This is a genomic window from Bacillus luti (assembly GCF_001884105.1).
GTDB classification, from domain to species: domain Bacteria; phylum Bacillota; class Bacilli; order Bacillales; family Bacillaceae_G; genus Bacillus_A; species Bacillus_A luti.
Genome location: NZ_MACI01000068.1, coordinates 23,543 through 44,263 on the forward strand (window position 1 = coordinate 23,543; position 20,721 = coordinate 44,263).

The following is a 20,721-nucleotide window of genomic DNA, read 5'->3' on the forward strand; positions in this document are numbered from 1 at the left end:
CACCACAAACTTTTGTTACATAAACAGGAAAAAAGAGAGGGTAGATCCAACGCTCTGACTGTAGACAAACTATTTTTGTAGAGTTCAGATACTAAAAAATAGTTTGTCTCTTGCTTTATGGAGAATTTATCCAACAATATATATACGTAGTACGTTTTATGCTACAATTTACTATAAGTGAGGAAGGAAGGTGTCTTATGAAAATATCCGTTTATGTTGCAAGTGCATTTAGCAAGGATCATAAAGGCGGAAATAAAGCAGGAGTGGTATTTATGGAGAATACATTGACCACTACTCAAAAAATGGCAATAGCCAAACAACTGGGCTATGCGGAAACCGCATTTATATCAGAATCTGAAGTTGCTGATTATAAAATTGAGTATTTTACACCAAAAGAGGAAGTTGATTTATGTGGTCATGCCACAATTGGCTCTTTCGCGATACTGATGCATTTAAATAAGCTTTTCAAGAATCGCTATACGATTGAAACGAACAGCGGCGTTCTTACTATTACCATAAAAGATGACATCATATTCATGGAACAAAATGAACCGATATTCTATGATGTTATATCTCCAAATGAGTTTATCGACTGCTTTGAAATTGAAGATATAGAAAATACATACCCAATTCAAATTGTCTCCACAGGCTTAAAAGATATTTTAATTCCTATAAAAAGCGAAACACAATTACATACACTGCAACCTAATTTTGAAAAAATTAAAGAAATCAGCAAGTATTATAATGTTGTCGGGATGCATCTATATACTTTTAATGACAATCGAATAATATGCAGAAACTTTGCTCCACTATATGACATCAATGAAGAAGCAGCGACTGGAACTTCAAACAGCGCATTAGCTTGCTACCTTTATGAACAGCACTACTTAAAAAAAGAAGTCTATGTATTTGAACAAGGTTATTCTTTACACTCGCCTTCCGAAATATTAGTTAAATTAGCAACCAATAGCGAGAATAAAATAGAAAAAGTTTATGTTGGTGGCAAAGGCTATTACTGTGAAACGAAGCGTTTAAATATAGAAAATATTGAGTAAAAATAAAAAAAGAGATGGTAGATCCATCTCTTTTTCATTTTCATATGCTTTATGATTCGTAGCCAATCGCTTTAATCATAAAACGATGTTGTTTCACATCAAAATATCCTTTTTGTAAGATTATCTCATGAATGCGGTACAATTCCTCATAATACCTTTCTACAGTAAAATCAGGAATTTGCCACGGAATTGCTTTTAAATAATAGACGATAGCGCCAATATCATAAAAGCGTTGGAAAGGAAACTCTTCTTTTGCTTCTAAAATAGTAAATCCATATTCCTTTAGTTCATTACATGCCGCTTCAAGCGACCAACTTGCAAATTCGCTATTTAGCGGTGAGCTAAACTGCTCATTAAGTTCAGCGCAATCAAGACCGCCAACTTGTTGTGTAAGAAATGTTCCATTTGGAGAAAGGATTCTTTTTACTTCAGAAGCAGCATACGATTCATGTTGATTTAAGATTAAATCAAACTGTCCATCTTGAAATGGTAATGCAGCATCATCGCTCACCTCTACAACTTTAACCCCTAAAGGCTCTAATTTCTTCTGAGCAATTGACATGTTTGGAGCGTAGCCCTCAGTTGCATAAATAGTTGAGGGGAATGGTTGTAACATAGATAAAAACTCTCCGCCGCCAGTACCCATATCTAACATTGATTCTGCACGCTGCATAAGCTGGAAAGCAGTGCTACCGTACGACCACGATAAAGGCTCGCTCTTCATTCGGCCCGTTTCTGAAATGAAAGAAAAGTCCCAACCACTAAAATGTGTATTTGCACTTTTTAATAAAGTTAAAAATAATGGATCACGTTTCATAATTTTGTCCTCCTATTTTTTAATGGATAATATGATGCGAAAAGAAAAAAGGGAGGACCTCTTATTAATGAGAAGCGGTTTTACGTTTCGTGTTCGAATAGATTCATATAAGTTTGCTCCTTGTAAGAATGGTTATTTATATATTCGGGATAATTGAGTAGAAATCCTTTGAACTTAGTTGTGATGTTTTTAATTACTTGGTTTGAGTCGTTTCAGGTACTACGAATTATTACGTGGTTAAAAAATATCTATTAAAATCTAAAATGTAGGTAAAAATGGGGAACCTTAAATTTAGGTTTCCCTTTAATTTATTAAATTATCAATATTAAAATTAACAGAGCCATTAATAAAAGAAATATATATACTGAATATAAAAACTTTTAATTATTTGAAAATATTTTATAATTTAGTATTGTTTATATATGGAATATTTTGTTTGTACGAAAGAGGGGTAAGGGGTTATATGAAAAGAATGAAAAATGTAATGTTGCTAGTGTTGTGTTTCTTATGTTTAAGTGGTTGTAATTATGAAGATGAAGATCAGGTGAAAAAATATGTGAAAAAAAAGCACGGAATCGATGTGGTTGTAACAGATTGGGGCGCTATACATGAAGGGAATATGGGGCATACATACCATACTGTTCAAGCGAAAAATAACAAAAATATTCAATTTAGAGTAGAGGTAGATGGTCTCATCTATTCAAGAATAACAGGCGATGAATACGAATACGGGAAAAAAACATATGAGGAATATAAGAAATTCAAACCAATGCTAGAAGAAATTAAAAAATTAGGTTATGTGGAATCTGAAAATGAAAATGCTCTCCAATATATATTGGATGATGATAATATAGGGAGAAAACCAACTGATAAGTTATTATTAACTTTAAAAACGAGTGACAAGATAGATTACAGTCAATTTGAATCAACAGAATTAGATCGTTTATATGCTCTATTCCAATTCATTCAGAAGAGTAATAGAAAAATAACAGAACTTGAAATTGAGGATCAAAATGGTGAATCTATAGGCTTCCCTTTTAATAATGTGCAAAAAGCTATAACGAAAGAAGAACTGCTTCTAACAATGAAAAATACTGTAAGCAGTTATTGGACATATTTGATTCAAACTGAAACAAGAGTAGATGAAAGATTAAATGAAATTCAAAATGATCGTTTCGTAATTAAAGATATTACTTGTCCACACCCAGAAGACGGTAATTGTCCAGAGTATAAATTGATTTTAGTTTTCAATGACAGTGAGATTAAATATAAAGATGATTCCTATGTAATAGAGGATTTGAGAAAGGTAGTCACTATTCTTAAAGAAGAACTATATAATAAGGAATTTGACATATTTTTGACGAACAAGGATGGAACAAGTTATTCACTCTGGTTATCATCGGAAGCAATCAAGAAAAGTAATGCCGTGGAAGAACTTGTAAAATAAAGGTGTGAAGAAAAATTCAAACCACTTTTTAAGTTTGTTATTTCTTTATTCAAAAAGAAAGAAACGCTTATGCTCCATTTTTGAAGCATAAGCGTTTTTGTTTAAAATACTCAAAAAGAAAAATCCTTTGGTAAAGTACCATTTTTAATCACCGTTCTTAACCCATGTTTTATAATCCAAGGGTTAACAGGATACGGTTTATCACGCAATTGCTGAAACCATTGAAAAACGAGTTCTTTATCTTCTTTCGTAATATCGTTAATATGATTAGCTACAGATTTTTGAACATATTTAGAAGGGTCATTCATTAATGGTTCAAGAAGCTGTAAATTGTTCTTAAAATCACCTTTCAAGGCTCCCGTTTTTTTAGCCCAAGGAAGTCTTGGTCTTGTACCTTCTGAAACCAATCTCCTAATGTGGCTGTTTTTATCATGAATCCACTGTTGCAATATATTTAGTGTGTCTTCATGATATGTTTCAAGAAAAGGCCGAATAGCATATTCAGCAGTATTCCGTTTTGTTATTTCATACATGGCGTTGAATGAGGTTTCAAAATTGTTAAGCCCATATTTTTCAACGTATTTTGCGATAGGCATATACATATATCCGTTTGTAAATGTGCCTACTTCTGTTGTATTTTCTGGTCCCAATGTTTTCAGTAATATATGTATTGCTTCATTAAAATCCTTTTGCAAAGCATTGTGTAATTCATCTGCAATTACTTCAATTCGTTGCTTTAACTCTAAATTTTCAACTTTATATGTTACGGAAGCTACAAAGTTTCTTTTAGAGAAATTAGGATCGTATTTACAAATAGAATCAGCCATGTTTTCTGCTAATTCTTCGTTAAATAAAAATTTTAACGGAACATATTTACCCATATTTTCACCTCAGTGGTCAGTTGAAAACAAGTTTTATTTTTTAATCGACAATCCATAAACTAAAGTTTCACTCGGAGTCGTAATACTAAAACCTGTCGTCTTATAATCAAGTTTCACTGTATCACCAGTGTAGTCTTTCGTAAATGAATCCATTTGTACGATAAGATTTGCATCTTCATATACAACATCATCTGCAACATATGTATCCCAAATTAAATCGACATCAACGAAAATGCTACAAGAGTTTGTCATTGTCCCTCTAATGCGAATGATCTTTTTATCTTCACGTTCTAATCTATGTATAGCTGCTATTGCTTCATCAGTAATGCGAATGTTCATGGTATCCCAACCTTTATATATATTTCCTTTATTATTGCAAAAACAAGAGCAATAGGGAAGTAAAGAGGTTTGTAATAAAAAACGAGCAAACAAATTTGTTTGCTCGTTTAACGTTTATTTCAATTCACATTTATCAAGTGGAATCACTTTTGTTTTCTTCGTAAATTTATAGCCTAACCATAGTACTAAGAAGAGTGGTAAACCGATGTAAGAAACAAGTACACCGTTCCAATCGATTGCTTCACCCATAAATGCGCCGTAGTTTTGTCCTAAAATAACGATGACACAAAGTGCAAATGCGAAGATTGGTCCGAACGGGAACCATTTTGCTCTATACGGTAAGTCTTTTAAATCTTTACCTTGTGCGATATATGCTTTACGGAAGCGATAATGACTAATTGCAATTCCAACCCATGCGATAAAGCCAGACATTCCTGATGCATTTAATAACCAAATGTATACAACACCGTCACCGAATAAAGAAGCAATGAAAGCGATACTACCAACGATTGATGTTACGATTAATGCGTTAACAGGTACGCCGCGGCTATCTAATTTACCAAGAAACTTCGGTGCTTTTCCTTGACGAGCTAAATCCCAAAGCATACGAGTTGATGCGTACATACCAGAGTTACCAGCAGATAGTACGGCAGTTAAAATAACAGCGTTCATAACAGAAGCAGCAAAGGCAACGCCCGCTTTTTCAAAAATAAGTGTAAATGGACTTACTGTTACATCACTTGCAGCAAGGCTTTCAGTTGTGTAAGGAATTAATAAACCGATAACGAGAATCGCAAGGATATAGAATAAAAGAATACGCCAGAAAATTGAACGAATTGCTTTCGGAATATTGCGCTCTGGATCAGACGTTTCACCAGCAGCTACCCCAAGTAATTCAGTACCTTGGAATGAGAAACCAGCTGCCATAAATACACCGATAATTGCCATGATACCGCCATTAAATGGTGCATCTGCAACAGTGAAGTTTTTAAAGCCAACAGATTCTCCGCCCATAATGCCGAAAATCATCATAAAACCGACAATTAAAAAGATAATAATCGTAACTACTTTAATAAGTGCGAACCAATATTCAGATTCACCAAACCCTTTAACAGATAAATAGTTTAAAAGGAAAATAATAGCTAAACATAATCCGCTCCAAATAAGAGAAGGGGTATCAGGGAACCAAAATTTCATAATTAATGTTACGGCTGCAAGTTCAGCAGCGATCGTAATCGCCCAGTTATACCAATAGTTCCATCCAAGTGCAAAACCAAGTGATGGATCAACAAATTTTGTTGCATACGTACTAAAAGATCCAGTAACAGGCATGTAAGCTGCGAGTTCAGCTAAGCTTGTCATTAAAAAATAAACCATAATACCAATTGCGGCGTATGCAACTAGTGCACCACCAGGTCCAGCTGTATGGATTACACCACCGCTGGCAAGAAATAGTCCGGTACCAATTGTACCACCGAGAGAAATCATCGTAAGGTGTCTTGATTTTAAACTACGTTTTAATTCACCTTTTCCTTTTGTAGTTTGTGTTTCAGAGGTAGTTTGATTCGTTGCGCTATTCATGTTCAACACTCCTTTTCTTGTAAGATAGGAAGGAGCGGGGGAGAAAAATACAAAAAACCGCCAAAAGAATTAGGCGGAACGTTTCACAAATAACCACCCCATCATACCCTTCCGTTAAGATAGCACCCCACGTTTACACGGTAATTTTGTAAACGTGACAGTTCTGTTCCTTTCGGAGACAGCCCCAGCCCATATTTCCAGAGAAGAAATATAAACTTCGGCAACTTTTCCTTTCAAACGGAGTCGGTGACATTCTCTGTGTCTCGTCCATTTTACTTTTAAAAGTCGCAACCTCTACCTCATCGGACTGATGAGGATTTATATATTGCTAAGATTTTTAATATATCGCAATTGTAATCACTTTCTGAATATATTGCAAGGAATTTTGTTAGGAAAAGTCAAAAAATATCGGTTATTGTTTAGGAAACGCTTGCAAAACTCCACCCGAACCTACTGTTATGTAACAAAAAATAAAGAAAGAAATTGTTATACAAATGTTTCGCAAAAAATATTGAAAAACCCTTTAAAAATAAAAGAAAATTCTGAAAATATAATTCGACATAACTATCGAATGTGGTGTGGAGGGAAATAAAGAGTGAATATTCTTTATTTTTATAGTAAAATTAAAGCATTGTTTAATTGAAAAGGGGAATTTGTGATGAAATTAGAAACGGGAAGGCTATATATAGTGCCGTGTACAGAAGAGAAGCTTCGCGTTGCTGAAGAGCAAGGGTATAACAGTGGTCCGCATATTGTAGGACATGTAGAAAACATAAAGAAAGATGCAGCTTTATTACCTTGGGGCGCATGGTATGTCATTCGAAAGGAAGATGACATCGTATTAGGTGATATAGGGTTTAAAGGGAAACCGGATGAGAATCGTACAGTAGAAATTGGTTACGGTTTTATTGAGAAATATTGGAATAAAGGATATGCTACAGAATCTGTAGGTGAATTAATAAAGTGGGCTTTTCAGACAGGAGAAGTAGAAACGATTATTGCAGAGACACTTCTTGAAAATGATAGCTCAATCCGTGTGTTAGAAAAATTACATATGAAGAGAGTAGAAACTACAGAAGCAATGATCAATTGGAAAATAGAAAAATAAAAAATACCGCTTGAAACGAATCGGGCGGTATTTTTTCATAATTACGGTTGTATCTGTTTTTGATCTGTCGGATACCCAACTGTTGATGCATTAGAACGATTGGAATGATTACGGACAGCAATAAAAATAGATATAATAACGACAAGACCAACTGCCACGTAAGAAAGCGAAATAATAGTTGGATCCACTTTAAATGTTGTAAGTAGTGTACGTATATTCGTAAAGATAATAAGGCCACCAACTAATACGCCAAGTAAATGAGATGGAACGATGCGTACTAACCATGCAGCAATTGGAGCTGCGACAATGCCGCCAAGCATTAAGGAGAATACCCAAACCCAGCTTACTTGTTCCCAGCCAAGTGAGATGAAAAAGCCGATTGTTGCAGCGAGTGAAACAGGAAATTCACTCGTATCTACAGAACCAATCACTTTTCTAGCTTCATTTCCTCTTGCAAGTAGTACAGGCGTCGTAATTGGCCCCCAGCCACCACCTCCAGTTGAATCGACGAATCCAGCGAATAAGCCAAGCGGAACAAGTTGTTTGGCAGACATACGTTTTTTGGAAGCGACAATTTTCTTTTGAATAAGAAATCGTAATAAAATATAAACCCCTAAAGTGAATAAGAATACGGAAATATACGGTTTAATTACATCGCCAGGTAAATTACTTAAAAAACATGCCCCAATAAACGCGCCAATTGCTCCAGGTAATGTAAGCCTGGAAACGGTATATTTATCAACGTTTCCAAATTTAATGTGAGATGCACCAGAAGCGGCAGTTGTAACGACTTCAGCTAAGTGAACGGAAGCGGAAGCTACAGCCGGTGCGATACCAAACATTAATAATAGTGAAGTAGAGGTTACCCCATACGCCATTCCAAGTGCTCCATCAATCAATTGAGCGAAAAATCCGATAATAGCAAATACAATTAATTTCTGCATAAAAATTCCCCCTGTAATAAATAAATGAAAAAGGCACTTTTCCCATATGAGAAAAGTGCCTTTGGTTTTTCCAATCAGCAATAATGAAATTTGTTTTATTATAATACACATTAATCGTATAAATCAACTAGGTTTTAAAGTTTTTTGAATTGAACGAAAGAAAAATAAAATATACAATAAAAGGATGGAGAGAAAGGGGAGAAAGACATGTTACTATTTGATCATCTCGTTCACGCGATGCATTGTACACCAGAGGAAGCGGCAAAACAAATGCAGGTGCTTGGATTTCATACTGCATTAGGCGGAGAGCATATGAATTGGGGTACTTGGAATAGTTTATGTTATTTTGATTTATCATATATAGAATTTTTAGCTGTTCAGCATGAAGAAAAAGCGAAAGAAGCAGACAATCCATTAGTACAAGAAACAGTGGTGAAATTACAAAATGGGGAAGGAATGCTACAAATCGCAATCCGAACAGATGCCATTGAAGAACTGGCAGATAAGTTGAGTAAGCACGGTTTACATACGATAGGACCATTTGAAGGGAAACGTATGAGACAAGATGGCAGACTTTTAGAATGGAAAATGTTATTTGTTAAGCAAGAAGAGAACGGACCGAAATTACCTTTCTTTATACAGTGGAATGAAACAGATGAAGAAAGAAGAAATGATTTACGCAACGTTGGGACAATCGCGGAACATAAAAACAAAGTACAACAAATTGAAACGATTCATTACGCAGTGAAAAATGTTCGAGAAACGGTGCGGAAATGGAAAGAAATAATGGAGCTAACTGCAAGTACAGTTATACAAAATGAAGAATGGAATGCGGAATGTCAAAGTGTATCGTTTGGTGACATTCATGTACAGTTTTGTGAACCAATTGGCGAAGGAGTAGTGCTAAAATGCCTGAAGAATCAAGGCGAACATCCTTTTGCAGTGGAGTTTAAAGGGGAAAATAAACGAGAGCATGAAGTGTTAGGTAGTTTGTACATATATTGAAAGAGAGAGTAAACCGAATTTTAGAAGATCATAATCATTTTTCATCCTATATTCCAAAATGGTATCAATCACAACATGTAGATATAATAAACAATAAATAACGGAGGAATTCATATGGATAAAATAGCGATAATTTCAGATATACATGGTAATATTCCAGCTTTAGAATCTGTGCTACAAGATATTAAATTAAGAGGAATCGAGCGCATTATTTGTCTTGGAGATTTAGTCGGAAAAGGCCCTCATTCAAGCGAAGTAATTGAAATCATTCGTAAAGAATGTGAAGTAGTTGTAATGGGAAACTGGGATGATTTCATTACAAAACCAACTGAATTTGAAGCATTAAAATGGCATCAAAAACAACTATCAGAAGAACAAAATGAGTACTTAAGAAGTTTACCATTTTCCATCGAGTTTTTTATGAGCGGAAAACTCATTCGTATGTTCCACGCTTCACCGAGAAGTTTATATGAAAGAATTCAACCACACGCTGCAAGAGAAGAACGTATTAGTATGTTCGAAAATAGTGATTTGACGGAAAATATAGAAGGCGAAAGACAACCAGATGTTGTTTGCTACGGTGACGTGCACCAAGCATTCGTCCAAAATTTCAGAGGGAAAACGTTATGTAATGCCGGTAGTGTAGGAAATCCTCTTGAAATTACACAAGCTTCCTATTTAATATTCGAAGGAACTTACAATGACAAAGAAGCAGCGAGTTTTTCCATCCAATTCGTACGAGTACCGTACGATATTGAATTAGCCATCAGACTAGCAGAAGAACTAGATATGCCAGACATCGAAGAATACAAACAAGAGTTACGGACTGCTTTATATCGAGGGTTTAAGGGGAAGTAAGCCAATAATAATATATCAACGATTCGACATAGGATATCGACTTACCGACAAGTAGTGACATAAATTATTAATCATAATTATGTTATGTAAACTTATTGTAGGAGGAAATATCATGAACCGAAAAAAACACATGAAAGAAATTGTAGATCATATTTTAAAATTAAACTTAACCCATCCAACAAGAGTGGGAGTAAGTGGTATTACAGCATCAGGAAAAACAACATTTGCAAACGAACTAGCGGAAGAAGTAAAAAAGCGAGGAGTACCAGTAACACGCGCAAGTATTGACGATTTTCATAACCCGAGAGTGATTCGCTATACGCAAGGTAAAGAATCTGCTAGAGGATATTATGAAGATGCGCACGATTATACAGCTTTTAAAGAAAGGTTATTAAAGCCTTTAGGACCTAATGGGAATTTACAGTATGAAACGATTTCTCATAACTTAATAACGGATATTCCTGTACAGAATGAACCGCTAGTAGCCCCGCAAAATATGGTATTAATAGTAGATGGAACATTCCTATTGAAAAAAGACGTTGAGCATTTATTTGATTACAAAATTTTTGTAGATACAGATTTTGAGATTGCGAGAAAACGTGGTGCGAAGCGAGAGACTGAAGCTTTTGGAAGTTATGAAGAAGCAGAGAAAATGTTTTTGAACAGATATCATGCAGCTCGTAAAATGTATATAGATGAGCATAATCCGAAAGAGTGTGCGGATGTTATATTTCAGAATAGTGATTTAGAAAACCCAGAAGTTATATTTCATGAAAGAGAGTAAATGCGTAATCATAAATATATGTATAACCTTATATTTATTGTTATAATTCTCGTATAATGAAATTAATTTTATGAAGTAATTTCCAGGGGATAAGGAAAAAAGGCAAGTTAAAAAACATAAAAAGGGGATAGAACATATAATGAATGAAGTACTAGAACTAAAAGAAGAACTACAACAAATTAAAAATAACAATTATGCTGTACCAGAAGACGTAGATGCATATCCATATGCACAGTGGATGCTAGATTATATCGGATCACCTGATGCAGAACTGCGTGATGATTTGATATATAGTACGCTTCACAAGTGGATTACAAATGATGTGTTTAGACAAAAAGAATTACGAGGACTAATGTTACAAGCAATTAGCCCGGATTATTTATTTTATAAAATTGGTGAAAAGGGAACAGACTCTGTTTTCAAACGTGCATTCTCTGTTTTAATCCCGCCACTTATTTTATCTGTTCATGAAAGAGAACCATTGTTATCTGAAGAACAACTGTACAGTGTGGCAGAACAAGTGCTGGAATATGTGTATTTAGAAGAAGATGTAAGAGGTTACGTAGAAGGAAATGGCTGGGCACATTCTACGGCACATGCTGCTGATGCGCTAGATGCTTTAGCTCGTACAATACAAAATCGTGAATTTTCATATGCGATTCTTGCCGCTGTTCGTCAAAAGGTTCGCCTAAATGACTACGTATACATCCACTTTGAGGATGAGAGATTAGTAACGCCAATTATGTCGTTACATAACCAAAATCTCTTAACTGAAGAAGAGTGGAGCAATTGGCTACATAGTATAGCAAATGTTGAAGACATCCGACATCCGCAGCATGCTATTTTAGTACAAAATATTAGAGCTTTCTTAAGAAGTTTATATTTCAGAGTTTTAGAGACAGAGGGGAGCACAGTCTTTACAGATGATATATTGGAGACTTTGAAGGATTTGCGTAGATATTAAAAAAGGCCTTTGAATTGGAAGTTTTAAAAGAAATCCATACTTAGAAATAAAGAGAAAATATTAATTTTGAAAAATTTATTAGAAATTTATTTTTACATTGTACCCTTTCAGTATAGGCTGAAAGGGGTGTCAAATGAAAAAATTATTGAAGATAGTAAAGATTATATTTTTAGTGTGTAGTAGCATTATTTTTCTTGGAACAGGCGCTGTATTTATATATCATAACTATCAATTAAGAATGGAATCGAAATTAATAAATAATGAAGGTGAACTTATTAATTTCAATAATAAAAAAATGAATGTTTATAATGAGGGGAGCGGGAAGGATACGTTTGTATTTATGGCCGGATCTGGAATTGCCGCTCCTGTTTATGAATTGAAAGGCTTGTATAGTGAATTTTCGAAAGAAAACAAGATTTCTGTAATTGAGAGAGCTGGTTATGGGTACAGTGATGTTTTTCAAGATGATAGAGATATTGATACGATATTAGAACAAACGAGAGAAGCGCTTATTCGAAGTGGAAATAAGCCACCATACATTTTAGTACCACACTCTCTATCGGGTATAGAGGCTATTTATTGGGCACAGAAATATCCAAGTGAAGTAAAAGGGATTATTGCGTTAGATATTGGTTTACCTAAACAGTATGTAACTCATAAAATAGGTGTAGTTGATTCATTAAGAATAAAAGGGATGAATATTTTAACGAAAATTGGTTTTCAGAGATTAGTTCCTTCTTTCACTTATAATCCCGAAGTCATTCGGCAATCCTTTTTAAACGAACAGGAAAAAGATATTTATAGAGCGCTTTCATATAAACAAGCTTTTAACGATGATATGAAGCAAGAACTTTTACAAAGCTACAATAACGGTAAAAAATCAAATTTCTTATCAATCCCAAAAGAAACACCTATTTTATTTATAGATGCAATTGCTAGGCAAAATAAAGATTCGAAGTATACAAAGCAAAAAAACGAAGATTATAAGGAGTTTGCTAGTAAGTTATTAATAGCTGATGTGAAAATAATTGAGGGTACACATAGTATTTATTTATACGCTCCTGATGAAATATACAAATTTGCTATGGATTTTATTAATAATAAAGTAGTGAAGAACTAAGCTATTGTTATTTTAGCGATGGAAGGTCTACATAATGAAAGAATATAACATATTAATTGTTGAAGACGATTTGATGATAGGAGATTTATTACAAAAAATTTTGCAGCGCGAGAAGTATAAGGTGTATTGGAGGAAAGAAGGAAAGAATGTTCTTGATGTAATTCATGAAATAGACTTAGTCATAATGGATGTTATGTTACCGGGTGAAGACGGTTATCAAATTACAAAGAAAATAAAAAATCTAGGATTAAATATCCCAATTATATTTCTATCAGCTCGGAATGATATTGATAGTAAACTAAAAGGTTTAACTATTGGAGAAGAATACATGATAAAACCTTTTGATCCTAGAGAATTATTGTTAAGAATTCAGAAAATGTTAGATAATCAATATGGTACTTTTACGCAAATTAAACATTTATTTATAGATGCAGAATATAAAAGGGTTCTAATTAATGGTTTGCGTGATGAAGTTGCTTTTACTGCGATTGAGCGTAAAATATTCTTCTATTTATATGAAAATAGAGATAGAATTCTAACAAAAGAACACTTCTTTGATTACTTATGGCAACTCGAAGATAGAAATCAAAATATCATGAACGTACATATAAAAAAAATCAGGACCAAAATCGATGATAAAGCAGGTGATATTATTCAAAATATTTATGGAGAAGGGTATAGACTAAATACCTTTATGAAGAAATGAACTTAAAGAAAAAATATCAGTTACTACTATTCTCCGCTATTATTAGCGTCCCTCTGTTATTGTTGTCGATTAGCATTGTTGTATCGGTTATTTATAATGCCGCCTTTAAAACTAAAAATAAGAACATTCCTTTTCACGAATCCTTTGCATATCCTACTATGCTAATTATATTTTTATTATCACTATTAGTATTAGCTTTTGTATTTTCAAAATCGATTAACACAGTATTAAATAAAATTAATGTATTAAATCAAACGATTCGAGATTTAGCTAGTGATAAAAAAATCCCTAATATAATAGATGTTAAAAGCGATGATGAGATGGGGGAACTGATTAAGTCAGTAAACTTGCTTATAGAAAGAACGACATATCGAGAATTAGAATTGCAACAACAGGAACAAATAAAAAAAGAGCTATTAAATAAATTACGGCATGATATTAATACGCCCTTAACTGCGGTTAGATTACAATTATATTATTTAGAAGGCGAATACGAAGCGCAAGCACCAGTACTTCAATCAATGTATGAGCAGATACAATATATAAGTGATTTAACTAACGAAATTAATATTCAATCTACAGAGACCCTAGAGAATACTTATATTGTGAATGATGAAGTGAATATACATAATTTAATAGAAAATATGATTAAAAAATGGAGCTATTTATATAGCATTCATAAAATTGAATTAGTATATAATCCACAAGATAAAGAGTTGATATGGGATAGTAATGAGTTATGGATTCAAAGACTATTTGATAACATTTTTCAAAATGTCCTTAAACATTCAAAAGCTAAAAAACTTGAGATCCTCATAGGTGATGATATAGTTTCCTTTAGAGATAACGGGATCGGGTTTGATATAAATAGTAAAGGAACGGGACTAGGTTTAAAAAATATTGAAGATATATCAAAAATGTTCGATATAAAATACACGTTACAATCAAATAGTGAGGGGACTATGTTTTCATTTGAAAACACTCAAAAGAAGATATAAATTTCAATTTGCAATTCTAATTGAGGTTTTATTAGTAACGCCAGTCATGTCATTACGGAATCAAAATTTTTTAACTGAAGAAGGATGGAGTACGGTCTTTAAAGATACTATATTGGAGACGGTGAAGAAATGGCGTAGGTTTTAAAAAGGGTCTTCGAATTAGAGTGTGTGGTTCATCACTCAACTCCATCATAAATAAGCATTTAAGCAAAGAAAAAGAGTTAAAAAACTATCCTTTCTGTCGGTTTCCTACAAAAAGGATAGTTTTTTAGTTGAATTGAAATGTTAGCCCTAACTATACATGAGCTTATATGTGATAATGAGTTTATTAAATATGTAATTGCGGATTTTCTTCATATTGAAGTAGCTCAGAATGTCGTTTCAGGGGCAGAACAAATAATTGCCGTTCGTAAAAATGATGACGGGGATTTAATTGCTTTTAAAACAAGCGGCGGAAGAGAGTTAGATTATATTACTGCTCTTAATGAAGCAAAATCAGGGAAGTTAGCTCATGTGGATGTATTTCATAAGTATGGTAGGGATATTATACGTAGTGAAGCGGATGGTATAAAGGAAAATAATTTAGACAATTTACCTTCATTTTAAAAGGGTAAACCTCAAGAAGAGAATGTTCATTTGGATATTCTCTTCTTTTCTTTCTCTACAAATAGAAGGTTCATTTCTAAAGTGCAATCACACTTTTAAAGAGTTCTCTAAAGTTCTCTTTATCTTCTGCTGTAAATGGTTTAGGTCCCTTTGTACGCTTGCCGCTTTTTCGAACCATTGCACTTAAATAACGTGTTTGTAATAGTTGGTCAATGTTTTCATTCGTATACTTGTATCCTTTATGATGAAGAACGATACAGCCTTTTGCTAAAGCGAGAGAAGCAAGACCGTAATCTTGTGTAACGATTAAATCTTCTTTTTTTGCTAACTGCATAATCCGGTAATCCGCAGCATCTGCTCCAGAATCAACATAAATTGTTTCCACACCTTTTGGCTGTTCTGCATTAGAATAATGAGAAAAGCTAGTAACGAGTGTAACAGGAATTTCTGCCTTCGTAGCTTCAAAAATAATCACATCTTTTACAGGACAAGCATCTGCATCAACGTAAATTTTCATTGGTATCACTCCTATAAATAGGTTCGTGTTGATAATAATGGTAGATTTAGGTTTTGTCAAACGAGATCTCTTTACTAAAAGTTATTTTTCACAAACCAAAATAGCCTCACGCAAACGAGAAATACCTTCCTCAATTTGATCAATATGTACCTTTCCATAAGATAAACGAATATAACCATCTTTCGCGCCGAAAATACTACCGGGCATAAATGCTATTTCTTGTTTTAAGCTTTGCATAATGAGTTGTTTTTCGTTTATCGGTTCTTTTAATTTTCCCCATATGTATATACCGCCGGTCGGGTTTGAAAAAGAGATTTTATCGTGAAGTTGCTCGTTTAGGGCACGGACGATAACGTCTCTTTTTTCTGCTAGTTGTTTTCGTAATGGTACGATATGGGATTGAAATGGTACGGTTTCAAAAAACTGCTGCATAAGCCACTGCGGGAATATGCTCATTCCTAATTCCATTTGGTGCCGTGCATCGGACAATCGCTCTACGACAGACTGCGGAGCAACAAGCCAGCCGACTCGTAAACCTGGTGCAATCATTTTTGATAAGGAATGTACATAAATGACTGTCCCATTTTCATCAATTGATTTTAAAGTAGGGCAAGGTTGTTTCTTTTCTAGTGTAAGTAAACTAGAAGGATCATCTTCAACGATCGCAATTCGTAAGTCTGCGCAAAGTGATAACAGTTTTTTTCTACGGTTTGGATGCAGCATTGTGCCCGTAGGATTTTGGAAGTTTGGATTTAAAAAGATCATTTTAATACGATGCTTTCTATATAATTCTTGCACATCGTCTGGATTAATACCGTGTTCATCGACGGGTAACGGGAAAATACGAATACCTGCTGATTGGAATAACGGCAAGGAATAACAGTGCGATGGACTTTCGAAAGCGACTGCATCACCTGGATTTAATAAACATTGCACGATAAGGTGAAGTGCTTGCTGTGCGCCGGATGTAATCATAATGGATTGTTCAGTCGCTTCAACTTTTAAATATTCCTTCATATATTTTACGACCGCTTGTCTTAGCGGGAGATAGCCTTGCGGGTGATCGTAACTTAATGAATGTGTTAGCGGTTGTTCTCGTAAAATCGTTTGTAGTTGCTTGTGAGGATAGAGGTTACAACCGAGCTCTCCGTTTGCGAAATCAATGATATTTTCATTTTGTTGTATTTCTGCCCGAATATGGCGAAGTAACGGTAAGTTTGGTAAAAACGTACCACCTTCTACGAAATTTCTCCAATTCGGCGTTAATGTTGGAGAAACGCCCCACATATGTGTACTTACACGTGTTCCTTTACCAGTCGTACTTTCTACAATTCCCATAGCACGAAGTTCATTATAAGCAGTCGTTACTGTACTTCGGTTTACATTTAATTGCGTAGCTAATTTCCGTTCTGAAGGTAGGAAGCTTCCTGGAGGAAGTTCTCCGTATGTAATACGTTTTTCAATAAAGTCAACAACTTGCTGATAAATAGGGATTTTACTGTCACTATCTAGCTTCCATTCCATAAAAAACGCCTCCGTATCTTTTCACTACATCAAGTATAGCAAATTGGCTGGGTAAAAAAACAGCCAATTGGACGGTGTTTTATCCAGCCAATTTTACTATGCTAAATATGGAAGGGGAGATTCGGATGAAACGATGGCAAATGGAATGGCTCCTAGTATCAGTAGCATTAGTATGGGGAGCAAATTATACAATTGGAAAGTATGGCGTGGCATTTATGTCATCCATTCAATTTAATAGTTTACGATTTCTAGTAGCATCACCGGTATTATTACTTATTACTTTTATGATGGAACGCTCATTACGTATTGAAAGAAAAGATTGGTTACGATTAGTAGCAGTCGGCATCGTTGGAACGACAACGTATCAAACGATGTTTATGCTATCTGTGAAATATACTTCAGCAACGAACGCCTCATTATTAATTGCGATGTCACCTATATTTACAGGGATATTAGCGGTATTACACAAACAAGAACGTTTTTCGATGAAAGTACAAATTGGTTCAATAGTAGCATTTATTGGTGCAGCATTCGTTTTATTAACAGGGCATACAGGAGGAGCTACTTACGAGTATGCTTGGCTCGGAAATATAATTGGATTAATCGCAGCAATTGCGTGGGGATGGTACCCAATATTAGCGCAACCTCTTATAACAAAATACTCCGCAATGAGAGTCACATCATGGTCTACTTTAATTGGAATTGTACCTCTCGTTATATACTGTGTATTCAACGTAAACACATTAACATGGCCAGTAGACATGCCAAGCTGGGGATCACTAGCATATTCAATCGTCTTTGCGACCATCTTTGGGCTAGCAATGTGGTATGTTGGCATTAGTCAAATTGGTTCAACGAAAGTAATGGTTTATATGTATCTTGTACCATTGTTCGCAGTTATCTTCGCGGCAGTAACCATCGGAGAGCAAATTAATATGATGCAACTCGTTGGCGGATTTATTATCTTCATCGGTTTATATGTTGTAAAAAAAGGCGGAATCAAAAAGCCTGCTCTCAATTTGAAAAAAGTAAGTTAACAGTAAAAATGATCTCTTTCATATAGAAGGAGATCATTTTTTGTTTCGCAATAAAAGCGCTTGTTCAATGGCCCATTTTTGATGATCATGAATGAGAAGCTCTACAGCATGTAAAGGAGACATCCACCTTAGAACATGATCCTCCTCACAGTTTTCAGTTTGTTTCTGCACCATGTTCGCAATATAAAAGAACCCATCGTTTAAATAATATGCATCTTCCTTTGCAGCATAAAAATATCGCATTGCATTACCGATATACTGCTCAATTTCAATGGCCCATCCTAATTCTTCTAGTAGTTCACGATGTAAGCATTCATCTTTTGTTTCAGTACCTTCCATACCGCCACCTGGTAAAAAGTAGCGTTCTCCTTTTTGGATAATAGCAATCTTTGAAGAAATTGAGTTAAAAATAATTGCATAACAACTAGGTCGTAATACATATTGCTCAGTAGGCTTTTTATAACCAAAAGTAAGTTTAGACATCATAAAACACCTCATCTTTCTATAAAATACATAAAAGGAATATTAAGGAAAAAATAGAATTATATAAGTATAATCTTAATGGATTGGAGTGGTAACAACATGATAAATCGAAAGTGTTCGCGTTGTAAAGAGATAACAGGTACGTTGCACGGTGGGAAAAAAATTAAGGAAGAATTTCTATGTGAGGACTGTTTGCAAAAAGGAATTGCGAGCGGAGAAATCGAATTATCACAAGTGGAGCAAGAACAAACTTCATATCTTTCTATAAAAATATTAAAAATAATGAGTGTAATTTATTTAATAGCATCTATTTTTATGGCTTTTTCAACTGGTCCATTTATACATAATCTGGGGTTTGATGAAATGTCCATTTCAGGATCGGAATTAGGCTTAATAAGTATTGTTATGCTAGGATCTATATTTCAGTCAGTTCTTGTATTTTGCGGGATATGGGTATTCATCCTTTTAGTAGAAACAGTCATTAAAATTTATGAAAAAATGAAGTGAGTGAGAGGGAGAAACATATGCGAGTAAGAAACATCCAAGGGGAAGATTATGTAAAGATTCATTCGGTTTTAAATGATTGGTGGGGCGGGAGAGACATGGCTGCCATGTTGCCAAAACTGTTCTTCGTTCACTTTCAAGAAACGAGTTTTATCATTGAAGAAGAGGGAGAAACGTTAGGTTTCTTATGCGGATTTTTTTCGCAAACGCATAAAGAGGAAGCGTACGTTCATTTTATCGGAGTAAATCCGAATTATAGAAGAAGGGGAATCGCATCGACATTGTATTCTTATTTCTTTGATGTTGCTCGTGCAAGTAACCGTAAAGTTGTAAAAGCAATTACGTCACCAGTTAATAAAAAATCGATACAGTTTCATAGGGAGATTGGTTTTCGAATTGAGGATGGGGATGATGAAATAGAGGGCGTATCGGTACATACAAATTATGACGGGAACGGCGGGAGTAGAGTTTTGTTTTTGAAAAATGTGTAAAAGTAGGCTAGCGCTAGGTTAGCCTTTTTGTTGTGAGGAGATAAAAATATGGAGAGTAAACAAAGTAGAAATGAGTACTTACGACGCATTTATAAAGTGCAAGATTATATAGAATCAAACATAAATGATTCACTTTCAATTGAAAAGTTAGCAGATGTAGCAGGATTTTCAAAATTTCATTTTCATCGGGTTTTTAAAGGGATAGTAGACGAGCCATTATCGCGGTATGTAAACCGCTTGAAGTTAGAAAGAGCAACACATCTACTTACATATCGCACAGATATGACGATTACGGATATCGCTTACCATTTTGGCTTTACAGATTCAGCAGTTTTCTCCCGAACATTTAAAGGTCATTACGGAATAAGTCCATCTCAATATCGAAACGACAATAGCAAGAATTGCAAAGACGTAAGCAGAGCTTCTCAATACAATGAATGTAAGAAGGTTCGAGGTAATGTTGAAATTGTAACAGCGGATAATATAAACGTCGCATACATAAGACATATCGGTACATATGAAGAGTTAACTATAGCTTTTCCAAAAATGATAGAGAAATTATTTCATTACGCAGCTAAGCAAAACTATCATGTATTTGAGGATACGCAAGTATTAACCATTTACCATGACCATCATGAATTTACTGAGGACCATCAGTTAAGGACTAGTTTATGTATAACAATTCCGGATGGGTCCGTAGAAGAAACGAGCGACATTGGACTAATGGTAATACCTTCTGGAAAGTATGCGGTAGGTCATTTTGAAATATTCCAAGATGAATATAAAGGAGCATGGGACTTTATATACGGTGAGTGGCTTCCAAATAGCGGATATAAACCGAGAGACTCGTATCCTTTTGAAATGTATAAAAATGACCCAAGACGGCACCCGGAAAAGAAACATATAGTTGATATATATGTACCTATCGAACCTTTTTAATTATAGGTTAAAG

At 34.5% G+C, this 20,721-nt stretch carries 24 protein-coding genes, 1 pseudogene and 1 riboswitch; of the genes and pseudogenes, 17 read left to right on the forward strand and 8 right to left on the reverse strand.

Annotated features, from left to right (window positions below; genetic code table 11):
- Positions 1 to 197 precede the first annotated feature (197 nt).
- Positions 198 to 1,055, forward strand: coding sequence for a PhzF family phenazine biosynthesis protein (locus BAQ48_RS15450; protein WP_071711753.1), 858 nt, complete (start codon positions 198 to 200; stop codon positions 1,053 to 1,055).
- Between the two features lie 49 nt (positions 1,056 to 1,104).
- Here the strand turns inward: BAQ48_RS15450 and BAQ48_RS15455 are convergent, their stop codons facing one another.
- Positions 1,105 to 1,872, reverse strand: coding sequence for a class I SAM-dependent methyltransferase (locus BAQ48_RS15455; protein WP_071711754.1), 768 nt, complete (start codon positions 1,870 to 1,872; stop codon positions 1,105 to 1,107).
- 463 nt (positions 1,873 to 2,335) lie between these two features.
- Between BAQ48_RS15455 and BAQ48_RS15460 the strand changes: the two genes are divergently transcribed.
- Entirely contained in the window at positions 2,336 to 3,319 is a 984-nt protein-coding gene (locus tag BAQ48_RS15460; RefSeq protein ID WP_071711755.1) for a hypothetical protein, read from the forward strand.
- A gap of 110 nt (positions 3,320 to 3,429) precedes the next feature.
- Here BAQ48_RS15460 and BAQ48_RS15465 read toward each other — a convergent pair whose 3' ends face one another.
- The 3 genes from BAQ48_RS15465 to BAQ48_RS15475 form a co-directional block, all read right to left on the reverse strand.
- Positions 3,430 to 4,200 carry a DNA alkylation repair protein gene (locus BAQ48_RS15465; protein WP_071711756.1) on the reverse strand — a complete coding sequence of 257 codons (771 nt, stop codon included), beginning with the start codon at positions 4,198 to 4,200 and terminating at the stop codon, positions 3,430 to 3,432.
- A 33-nt stretch (positions 4,201 to 4,233) separates the two neighbouring features.
- Complete coding sequence (locus BAQ48_RS15470) at positions 4,234 to 4,539, reverse strand: iron-sulfur cluster biosynthesis family protein (RefSeq protein WP_071711757.1); 306 nt, start codon at positions 4,537 to 4,539, stop codon at positions 4,234 to 4,236.
- Between the two features lie 114 nt (positions 4,540 to 4,653).
- Positions 4,654 to 6,120, reverse strand: a complete 1,467-nt coding sequence (locus BAQ48_RS15475; protein ID WP_071711758.1) for an amino acid permease — start codon at positions 6,118 to 6,120, stop codon at positions 4,654 to 4,656.
- Positions 6,121 to 6,232: 112 nt separating this feature from the next.
- A riboswitch (Lysine riboswitch) is annotated at positions 6,233 to 6,425 on the reverse strand.
- Positions 6,426 to 6,778: 353 nt separating this feature from the next.
- On the opposite strand from BAQ48_RS15475, the gene BAQ48_RS15480 reads away from it, so the two are divergent.
- Positions 6,779 to 7,228 carry a GNAT family N-acetyltransferase gene (locus tag BAQ48_RS15480; protein ID WP_071711759.1) on the forward strand — a complete coding sequence of 150 codons (450 nt, stop codon included), beginning with the start codon at positions 6,779 to 6,781 and terminating at the stop codon, positions 7,226 to 7,228.
- 41 nt (positions 7,229 to 7,269) lie between these two features.
- Here the strand turns inward: BAQ48_RS15480 and BAQ48_RS15485 are convergent, their stop codons facing one another.
- Positions 7,270 to 8,172 (reverse strand): sulfite exporter TauE/SafE family protein, encoded by a 903-nt coding sequence (locus tag BAQ48_RS15485; protein ID WP_071711760.1) that lies wholly within the window; start codon positions 8,170 to 8,172, stop codon positions 7,270 to 7,272.
- Between the two features lie 207 nt (positions 8,173 to 8,379).
- On the opposite strand from BAQ48_RS15485, the gene BAQ48_RS15490 reads away from it, so the two are divergent.
- From BAQ48_RS15490 to BAQ48_RS15525, 10 genes and pseudogenes are all read left to right on the forward strand, one after another.
- Positions 8,380 to 9,177: a VOC family protein gene (locus BAQ48_RS15490; RefSeq protein WP_071711761.1), complete on the forward strand. Its 798-nt coding sequence runs from the start codon at positions 8,380 to 8,382 to the stop codon at positions 9,175 to 9,177.
- Positions 9,165 to 9,278 (forward strand): annotated as a pseudogene (locus tag BAQ48_RS27615) (aminoglycoside phosphotransferase family protein); the annotation flags it as partial. The gene BAQ48_RS15490 and the pseudogene BAQ48_RS27615, both read left to right, overlap by 13 nt.
- A 13-nt stretch (positions 9,279 to 9,291) precedes the next feature.
- Positions 9,292 to 10,035: a metallophosphoesterase family protein gene (locus tag BAQ48_RS15495; protein ID WP_071711762.1), complete on the forward strand. Its 744-nt coding sequence runs from the start codon at positions 9,292 to 9,294 to the stop codon at positions 10,033 to 10,035.
- 112 nt (positions 10,036 to 10,147) lie between these two features.
- The gene (locus BAQ48_RS15500) at positions 10,148 to 10,819 is read left to right on the forward strand and encodes a nucleoside/nucleotide kinase family protein (RefSeq protein WP_071711763.1); all 672 of its coding nucleotides are present in this window, start codon (positions 10,148 to 10,150) and stop codon (positions 10,817 to 10,819) included.
- Positions 10,820 to 10,958: 139 nt separating this feature from the next.
- Positions 10,959 to 11,783 carry a DUF2785 domain-containing protein gene (locus BAQ48_RS15505; protein WP_071711764.1) on the forward strand — a complete coding sequence of 275 codons (825 nt, stop codon included), beginning with the start codon at positions 10,959 to 10,961 and terminating at the stop codon, positions 11,781 to 11,783.
- A 133-nt stretch (positions 11,784 to 11,916) separates the two neighbouring features.
- Positions 11,917 to 12,903 carry an alpha/beta fold hydrolase gene (locus tag BAQ48_RS15510; protein ID WP_071711765.1) on the forward strand — a complete coding sequence of 329 codons (987 nt, stop codon included), beginning with the start codon at positions 11,917 to 11,919 and terminating at the stop codon, positions 12,901 to 12,903.
- Between the two features lie 34 nt (positions 12,904 to 12,937).
- Positions 12,938 to 13,609 (forward strand): response regulator transcription factor, encoded by a 672-nt coding sequence (locus tag BAQ48_RS15515; protein ID WP_071711766.1) that lies wholly within the window; start codon positions 12,938 to 12,940, stop codon positions 13,607 to 13,609.
- Positions 13,606 to 14,607 (forward strand): sensor histidine kinase, encoded by a 1,002-nt coding sequence (locus BAQ48_RS15520; protein WP_071711767.1) that lies wholly within the window; start codon positions 13,606 to 13,608, stop codon positions 14,605 to 14,607. The genes BAQ48_RS15515 and BAQ48_RS15520 overlap by 4 nt, the downstream gene beginning before the upstream one ends.
- Positions 14,582 to 14,752, forward strand: a complete 171-nt coding sequence (locus BAQ48_RS27970; RefSeq protein ID WP_165613800.1) for a hypothetical protein — start codon at positions 14,582 to 14,584, stop codon at positions 14,750 to 14,752. Before BAQ48_RS15520 ends, BAQ48_RS27970 begins: the two co-directional genes overlap by 26 nt.
- A 137-nt stretch (positions 14,753 to 14,889) precedes the next feature.
- Positions 14,890 to 15,213, forward strand: coding sequence for a DUF3892 domain-containing protein (locus BAQ48_RS15525; protein ID WP_071711768.1), 324 nt, complete (start codon positions 14,890 to 14,892; stop codon positions 15,211 to 15,213).
- A gap of 76 nt (positions 15,214 to 15,289) precedes the next feature.
- On the opposite strand, the gene BAQ48_RS15530 is transcribed toward BAQ48_RS15525, so the two are convergent.
- Positions 15,290 to 15,730 carry a YaiI/YqxD family protein gene (locus tag BAQ48_RS15530; RefSeq protein ID WP_071711769.1) on the reverse strand — a complete coding sequence of 147 codons (441 nt, stop codon included), beginning with the start codon at positions 15,728 to 15,730 and terminating at the stop codon, positions 15,290 to 15,292.
- An 81-nt stretch (positions 15,731 to 15,811) separates the two neighbouring features.
- Complete coding sequence (pdxR, locus tag BAQ48_RS15535) at positions 15,812 to 17,254, reverse strand: MocR-like pyridoxine biosynthesis transcription factor PdxR (RefSeq protein WP_071711770.1); 1,443 nt, start codon at positions 17,252 to 17,254, stop codon at positions 15,812 to 15,814.
- A gap of 125 nt (positions 17,255 to 17,379) precedes the next feature.
- On the opposite strand from pdxR, the gene BAQ48_RS15540 reads away from it, so the two are divergent.
- Entirely contained in the window at positions 17,380 to 18,291 is a 912-nt protein-coding gene (locus BAQ48_RS15540; RefSeq protein WP_071711771.1) for a DMT family transporter, read from the forward strand.
- 33 nt (positions 18,292 to 18,324) lie between these two features.
- On the opposite strand, the gene BAQ48_RS15545 is transcribed toward BAQ48_RS15540, so the two are convergent.
- Positions 18,325 to 18,777 (reverse strand): NUDIX hydrolase, encoded by a 453-nt coding sequence (locus tag BAQ48_RS15545; RefSeq protein WP_071711772.1) that lies wholly within the window; start codon positions 18,775 to 18,777, stop codon positions 18,325 to 18,327.
- A 96-nt stretch (positions 18,778 to 18,873) separates the two neighbouring features.
- On the opposite strand from BAQ48_RS15545, the gene BAQ48_RS15550 reads away from it, so the two are divergent.
- The 3 genes from BAQ48_RS15550 to BAQ48_RS15560 are packed head-to-tail and all read left to right on the forward strand — an operon-like array spanning position 18,874 to position 20,708.
- On the forward strand, positions 18,874 to 19,281 hold the full coding sequence (locus tag BAQ48_RS15550; protein ID WP_071711773.1) for a DUF3980 domain-containing protein: 408 nt from the start codon (positions 18,874 to 18,876) through the stop codon (positions 19,279 to 19,281).
- Between the two features lie 17 nt (positions 19,282 to 19,298).
- Positions 19,299 to 19,769, forward strand: coding sequence for a GNAT family N-acetyltransferase (locus BAQ48_RS15555; RefSeq protein ID WP_071711774.1), 471 nt, complete (start codon positions 19,299 to 19,301; stop codon positions 19,767 to 19,769).
- Between the two features lie 48 nt (positions 19,770 to 19,817).
- On the forward strand, positions 19,818 to 20,708 hold the full coding sequence (locus tag BAQ48_RS15560) for an AraC family transcriptional regulator (RefSeq protein WP_071711775.1): 891 nt from the start codon (positions 19,818 to 19,820) through the stop codon (positions 20,706 to 20,708).
- Positions 20,709 to 20,721 lie beyond the last annotated feature (13 nt).

Excerpts from the sequence above, each read along its gene's own strand:
- BAQ48_RS15470 (WP_071711757.1), bottom strand. The coding sequence starts at position 4,539 with ATGAACATTCGCATTACTGATGAAGCAATAGCAGCTATACATAGATTA.
- BAQ48_RS15475 (WP_071711758.1), bottom strand. The coding sequence starts at position 6,120 with ATGAATAGCGCAACGAATCAAACTACCTCTGAAACACAAACTACAAAA.
- BAQ48_RS15560 (WP_071711775.1), top strand. The coding sequence starts at position 19,818 with ATGGAGAGTAAACAAAGTAGAAATGAGTACTTACGACGCATTTATAAA.
- BAQ48_RS15500 (WP_071711763.1), top strand. The coding sequence starts at position 10,148 with ATGAACCGAAAAAAACACATGAAAGAAATTGTAGATCATATTTTAAAA.
- BAQ48_RS15510 (WP_071711765.1), top strand. The coding sequence starts at position 11,917 with ATGAAAAAATTATTGAAGATAGTAAAGATTATATTTTTAGTGTGTAGT.
- BAQ48_RS15490 (WP_071711761.1), top strand. The coding sequence starts at position 8,380 with ATGTTACTATTTGATCATCTCGTTCACGCGATGCATTGTACACCAGAG.
- BAQ48_RS15520 (WP_071711767.1), top strand. The coding sequence starts at position 13,606 with ATGAACTTAAAGAAAAAATATCAGTTACTACTATTCTCCGCTATTATT.
- BAQ48_RS15485 (WP_071711760.1), bottom strand. The coding sequence starts at position 8,172 with ATGCAGAAATTAATTGTATTTGCTATTATCGGATTTTTCGCTCAATTG.
- BAQ48_RS15545 (WP_071711772.1), bottom strand. The coding sequence starts at position 18,777 with ATGATGTCTAAACTTACTTTTGGTTATAAAAAGCCTACTGAGCAATAT.
- BAQ48_RS15465 (WP_071711756.1), bottom strand. The coding sequence starts at position 4,200 with ATGGGTAAATATGTTCCGTTAAAATTTTTATTTAACGAAGAATTAGCA.
- BAQ48_RS15450 (WP_071711753.1), top strand. The coding sequence starts at position 198 with ATGAAAATATCCGTTTATGTTGCAAGTGCATTTAGCAAGGATCATAAA.
- BAQ48_RS15550 (WP_071711773.1), top strand. The coding sequence starts at position 18,874 with ATGATAAATCGAAAGTGTTCGCGTTGTAAAGAGATAACAGGTACGTTG.
- BAQ48_RS15460 (WP_071711755.1), top strand. The coding sequence starts at position 2,336 with ATGAAAAGAATGAAAAATGTAATGTTGCTAGTGTTGTGTTTCTTATGT.
- BAQ48_RS15540 (WP_071711771.1), top strand. The coding sequence starts at position 17,380 with ATGAAACGATGGCAAATGGAATGGCTCCTAGTATCAGTAGCATTAGTA.
- BAQ48_RS15525 (WP_071711768.1), top strand. The coding sequence starts at position 14,890 with ATGTTAGCCCTAACTATACATGAGCTTATATGTGATAATGAGTTTATT.
- BAQ48_RS15480 (WP_071711759.1), top strand. The coding sequence starts at position 6,779 with ATGAAATTAGAAACGGGAAGGCTATATATAGTGCCGTGTACAGAAGAG.
- BAQ48_RS15495 (WP_071711762.1), top strand. The coding sequence starts at position 9,292 with ATGGATAAAATAGCGATAATTTCAGATATACATGGTAATATTCCAGCT.
- BAQ48_RS15515 (WP_071711766.1), top strand. The coding sequence starts at position 12,938 with ATGAAAGAATATAACATATTAATTGTTGAAGACGATTTGATGATAGGA.
- BAQ48_RS15555 (WP_071711774.1), top strand. The coding sequence starts at position 19,299 with ATGCGAGTAAGAAACATCCAAGGGGAAGATTATGTAAAGATTCATTCG.
- BAQ48_RS15455 (WP_071711754.1), bottom strand. The coding sequence starts at position 1,872 with ATGAAACGTGATCCATTATTTTTAACTTTATTAAAAAGTGCAAATACA.
- pdxR (WP_071711770.1), bottom strand. The coding sequence starts at position 17,254 with ATGGAATGGAAGCTAGATAGTGACAGTAAAATCCCTATTTATCAGCAA.
- BAQ48_RS15505 (WP_071711764.1), top strand. The coding sequence starts at position 10,959 with ATGAATGAAGTACTAGAACTAAAAGAAGAACTACAACAAATTAAAAAT.
- BAQ48_RS15530 (WP_071711769.1), bottom strand. The coding sequence starts at position 15,730 with ATGAAAATTTACGTTGATGCAGATGCTTGTCCTGTAAAAGATGTGATT.